Annotated in this window: 4 protein-coding genes; 2 read left to right on the plus strand and 2 right to left on the minus strand. The window is 75.4% G+C overall.

Features of this window, described 5'->3' with window-relative positions; all coding sequences use genetic code 11:
• Both E1193_RS32240 and E1193_RS30070 read left to right on the plus strand, forming a co-directional pair.
• A partial coding sequence (locus E1193_RS32240) for a hypothetical protein (RefSeq protein WP_165945864.1) occupies nucleotides 1-286 on the plus strand: 286 nt, incomplete at its 5' end.
• Nucleotides 287-360: 74 nt separating this feature from the next.
• The gene (locus E1193_RS30070; protein WP_132186521.1) at nucleotides 361-1,293 is read left to right on the plus strand and encodes an alpha/beta hydrolase; all 933 of its coding nucleotides are present in this window, start codon (nucleotides 361-363) and stop codon (nucleotides 1,291-1,293) included.
• Between the two features lies 1 nt (nucleotide 1,294).
• On the opposite strand, the gene E1193_RS30075 is transcribed toward E1193_RS30070, so the two are convergent.
• Together E1193_RS30075 and E1193_RS30080 are read right to left on the minus strand one after the other, a co-directional pair.
• On the minus strand, nucleotides 1,295-1,660 hold the full coding sequence (locus E1193_RS30075; protein WP_132186522.1) for a hypothetical protein: 366 nt from the start codon (nucleotides 1,658-1,660) through the stop codon (nucleotides 1,295-1,297).
• Entirely contained in the window at nucleotides 1,657-4,563 is a 2,907-nt protein-coding gene (locus E1193_RS30080) for an SseB family protein (RefSeq protein WP_243707965.1), read from the minus strand. Before E1193_RS30080 ends, E1193_RS30075 begins: the two co-directional genes overlap by 4 nt.
• Nucleotides 4,564-4,881: the final 318 nt, after the last annotated feature.

The following is a 4,881-nucleotide window of genomic DNA, read 5'->3' on the forward strand; positions in this document are numbered from 1 at the left end:
CTCGGCCACCCCGCCGCCGACCCTGCCCAGGATTCCCTCCATCCCGAGAAAGCCGACCGACAGCCGCCGGACGGATGTGCTCGCCGGACGGATCACCCTCGGCGGCTCCGGCCCCTGCTACGGCCTGGTCACCGACGACGGCCGGCAGTACGCCCTGCACGGCCCGGGCCTGGGAACCTTCGGTACCGGCACTACCGTCCTGGTCACCATCGCGCCGGCACAACCGGGCACCGACTGTGGGCCGGGGACAGCCGCCAGGATCGTGAAGATCAGCCCGGTCGGCTGAGCCGGACCCCGCGCCCGGTCAACCGACGGATCGGCGGAACGGGCCAGCGGCCCGGGGGTCCTAGGCTGTGGCACATGACCGAGCAGCGTGGCGGGCCCCTTGACGAGTCCTGCGTCCTGACCGAGGGGCCGTGGACCCACCGCTTCGTCGGTGCGAACGGCAGCCAGTTCCACGTCGTGGAGGCCGGCACCGGGCCGATGGTGCTCTTCCTGCACGGCTTCCCCGAGTTCTGGTGGGCCTGGCACGAGATCCTCCCGGCGGTCGCCGACGCCGGCTTCCGGGCCGTCGCGGTCGACCTGCGCGGCTACGGCGCCAGCGACAAGCCACCCCGGGGGTACGACGGCTACACCCTCGCCGCCGACGTCGCCGGCCTGATCCGCGCCCTCGGCGAGCGCTCCGCGACGGTGGTCGGCAGCGGTGCGGGCGGCCTGATCGGCTGGACCGCCGCCTCCTTCCACCCGGCCCTGGTCCGGCGACTGGTCGTGCTCGGCGCACCACACCCGCTGCGCCTGCGGGCCGCACTCTTCGCCGACCCGCGCGGCCAGTTCGCCGCCTCCACACCCACGCTGAGGTTCCAGCTGCCCCGGTACGAGCATGTGTTGACCCGCGACGGCGGAGCCGCCGTCGAGGAGCTGCTGCGGCGCTGGGGCGGGCCACGCTGGGTCGAGGGCACCGGGTTCGAGGCGTACGCGCGGCGCTGCCGGGAAGCCATCCAGATCCCGCAGGCCGCCTTCTGCGCCCTGGAGGGCTACCGCTGGGCGTTCCGGTCGGTGCTGCGGCTGCACGGCTACCGCTTCGTCCGGTTGATGCAGACACCGCTGGTCACCCCGACCCTGCAACTGCACGGCGCACTCGACACCGCCGCGCTACCCCGGACCGCGCAGGGCTCCGGCCGGTACGTCAGCGCGCCGTACGAGTGGCGGCTGCTCGACGGGGTGGGGCACTTCCCCCACGTCGAGGTTGGCGACGTGGTGCTCGGCGAGATCCTGCGGTGGACGAAGTCCTGACTCAGACCCGTTTCTCGCGCAGGTCCGCCACCTCGTTCGCCGGTGCCCAGCCCTGGTAGACGCCGAAGTCGAAGACCTCCAGCCCGAGCGCCTGCGCCACCGGCCACCGGCCACCGGTGTACTCGACCCGGAGCCAGCCGGAGTGCTCGCCGAGCACGATGAACGGCTGCCCCTGCCAGGTGCAGGTGGTCCGCACGTACGCCAGCTCCTCCACCTCGGTCGCGGAGAGGACCCGGACGTAGCGGCCGGGGCGTACCTCCTCGAAGCCCTCACCGGGCTCGGGCTGGTAGATCCGCACGTTGTCGCCGTCCGGGCTGGCCTGGTATTCACGCCCGCGCCAGCGGGCCACGTATCCGTCCCGGGTCACGGCTCACTCACCTGCCGCCACAGCAGCGCGTCGGTGTCGAGGACGGCGATCATCCGTTCGCTGCCGTCCGCGCCGATGCGCCACAGCTGCGCGCCGTGTGGCAACCGGGCGCTGTCCACCTTGAACTCCGCCACGACGTCGCTGCTCTCCCCCGGGGCGAAGCCGTTGCCCCGGAACGGCGGGCGCTCGATGACCCAACCCTCCATCGCCCGCATGGCGGTCTCATTCTGCCCGCCGTACGGGATGCGGTACAGGCTCGGCCGGTGCGCCGGCCACCGCAGCACGTAGATCTTCTCGGCGTCCCGGGAGAAGGGCGAGTCGGGATAGCCGAGTCCGAGCGCCTCGTGCAGTTTCGCCGGGGTGGTGAGGTGCGCCAGCTCGTTGGCGCGGTGCACGAAACCGGAGACCCGGTCGTAGCCGCGTTCCAGGTAGTAGGCGAGCTGGCTGGGGGCCACCGCTTTCTGCATGACCACCGGTTTGGTCGGGTCGACCGCCGGTGGGACGTGCCGCGGGGTGTTGGCCGGTTTCGGCGCGCTCGGTGCCGCCGGCTCGGTGCCCGCGTCGTCCCCGAGCCCCACCTCGGCGGCCCAGTTGGCCAGCGCGACGATCTGCTCGCCGGGGAGCTTCGCCCCGACGGGGGTGCCCGGGTTGACGGCGAAGGACCAGTCCTCCTCCGGCCAGCGCCGAATCAGCTGCATGAACCGGACCTCGACCGTCTCCACGCCCTCGCCACCGTGGTCGGCCAACCGCTGTGGGGAGGTGTGCACCACCACGTACCGCTCCCCGTCCAACTCCTCGGTACGCCACACGAAGCCGGGGTCGCCGGGGCGGCTCCCGGGTGCCGAATCCGGCGCGACCGGCAACAGCACCCGAGCCAGCAGCAGCGTGGACAGGAAGGTGTCGGTGCTACCGGCGCCGGCCGCGTCGAGCAGCTCCTCCTCCACCTCGTTGGCCGGCTGGAACGCCGGGTCCGCGGCCGGCGGCTGCCCGGCGTGGTCCGACGTGGAGCGTTCCGGGTCCGCCGAAACGCCGGCCATGCGCGGCGCGCCCTCCGGTGGAGCGGTCGAGCCGGGGTCGACCCGGATACCGGCCGGGCCCGAAACGGACGGCTCGCTGGCCGTCGTGGCACCGGTGGGGTCGGGTTCGCTACCGGTGTCGAGCGGGTCGACCGGGTCCGCGACGCCAGACGGGCGCGACACGGCCGGTTCGGCGTCGACCGGCCGGTCGTCCACCGGGGAGGCCGCCGGTGACCGGGCCCCGAACAACGACACCGTCGGTTCCTCCGCGCCCCGGGGGGACGGCTGGTCCGCCGTCGGGTCGCCAGTCGGCGCCTCGGCGGGGGACGCCGGCACGGTCTGCCCGGGCACGCCGGGGAGCGCGCCGGGCCGGACGAGCCGCGCGGTCGGTTCGTCGTCCGGGGGAATCGGCGGGGAAGGCTCGCCGGCCGGTCGCCACCCGGCCGTGGCGCGCCCGGATCCGGCGTCGGCCTGCGGGGCGCCGGGCCGGATCTCGGTGGGCCTGTCGGACACGGGCAGGTCATGGGCTTCGATGACGACGCCCTCGATGACGATGGGCGAGAAGTTCCGACGTGAACCGGGTGGCGCAGTCGCCGGCTCGGCGAACGATGCCGGCACATCCTCCGCCACCGGCCGGTCGGCCGGTGTGCCGGCACCCGCTGCCGCGCCTGGCCGCGGAGCCGGGTCGGGCAGCGGCCGGGTGGGCTCCTCGGCCGGACGCGGCGCGGGCGTGGGCGTGCGCCGCGGCAACGCCTGCGTGGACTCGGCGGTCGGCACCCGGAAGGCCCGGGTGGGCTCCTCCGCCAACGGATCGGGACGCAGGCCGCTTGCCGGCGGCTCGGGCACCGGCGGCGCCGGGCGCCCCTCGGCCGGATCCAACCGGAACGCGCGGACCGGATCCTCGCCGGGCGAGCCGGCCGGCCGTCGGCGGGGGAACGGCTGGCCGCCGAGCCCGGGACGCGTCGGGGGCGCGGCCCGTTCCCCGGAGCGCAGCGGGTTGTCCCGCATCGCCCGGGCCGCCGCACCCCGGCCGGAGGCCGGCTCGAAGAACGAGCTGCGGCCGTTCGGCGGACCGTCGGCCGCCGCGAGGCGGGCGCCCAGCCCTTCGCCGAGCAGCCGACGGCGGGGCGGGACCGGCCACGGTTCGTCGGGCCGACCCGGGCCGGAGTGGAGGTCCGTTTGGGCTGCGGGGTCCCCGTCGGACCGGGCGGCCGGGCGCCCGGTGGCGTCGGCCGGCACGGCCTGTGGCCCCGACCCGGATGCCGACGCCACGGGGTCGACGTCCGCCGCGCCGGTGGGGCCGGCGCCGTTGGTCTCCGGGTGGTGAGGGCGGGCTGGGTACGGCTCGCCCCCACCGGCCGGCGGGGCGGGCGGAGGATCTACCGAAGCCCGCAGCGCCACCGGCGGCACCGGCTCGGGCTGGCTCCAGGCGCCGGCGTTGGCCGCTGCCGGCTCGGCGGGCGGCGCCGCCACCCGGGAGCGGGCCCCTGCGCGGCCGGGCAGTCGCACGTCCCCGCGGGAGAGTTGGGAGACGAACCAGGCCGGGAGGTAGCCCTCGACCGGCAGCCCCGGGTTGACCGCCAGCCACCATTCGTGGTGGGGCCAGGCGGCGGCGAGTTCGGTGAACGGGCTCCGCCGGCTGGGACCGGCATCCGTGCCCAGGCAGGCACGCATCGCGGCGGGCGAGGTGAAGGCGAGCACGTGGGTACGGCCACCCGTCGTCCAGGTGCCCCAGCCCATCGGCACCTCACCGGCGAGGGCCTGGGCGGACACCGGGAGGTACAGGTCGATGCCAGCCAGGATGCGGAAGTAGCGCTCCTGGTCGTCGGCCCGTAGCGCGTCCCGTAGCGCCGTCTCGGCCTCGGTAGCCGGCTCCCAGTCGGTCACGGCCACCTCTCCTCCCGCTAACAGGCCATACGCATCGCGTACAACCTACAAGGTAAAGGCAAGATCACGGCGGGTCGGCCGGCGGCGGGCCCGCCGCCGCCCGCGCTGGGCGCTAACATCCCGTTCCGGAGTCGACACGATACGGAGGCGGTCGATGTACCGGCCCAGGGCGCGACCGGTGTTCGCGAGCATGACAGCGGTCCTGCTGACCGGGCTCCCCACCCTCGCCGTGTCATCGGTCACCCCGGCCCGCGCGGCGGCACCGGCCACCCGGGCGACCGCGCCCGCCTGCTCGGCCCCGCTCGCCCCGACCCGGCC

Origin of the sequence: Micromonospora sp. KC606 (assembly GCF_004348675.1) — a bacterium.
Taxonomy (GTDB): Bacteria; Actinomycetota; Actinomycetes; order Mycobacteriales; family Micromonosporaceae; genus Micromonospora.

Coding starts and splice junctions, on each gene's coding strand:
- E1193_RS30070 (WP_132186521.1), top strand. CDS start 361: ATGACCGAGCAGCGTGGCGGGCCCCTTGACGAGTCCTGCGTCCTGACC.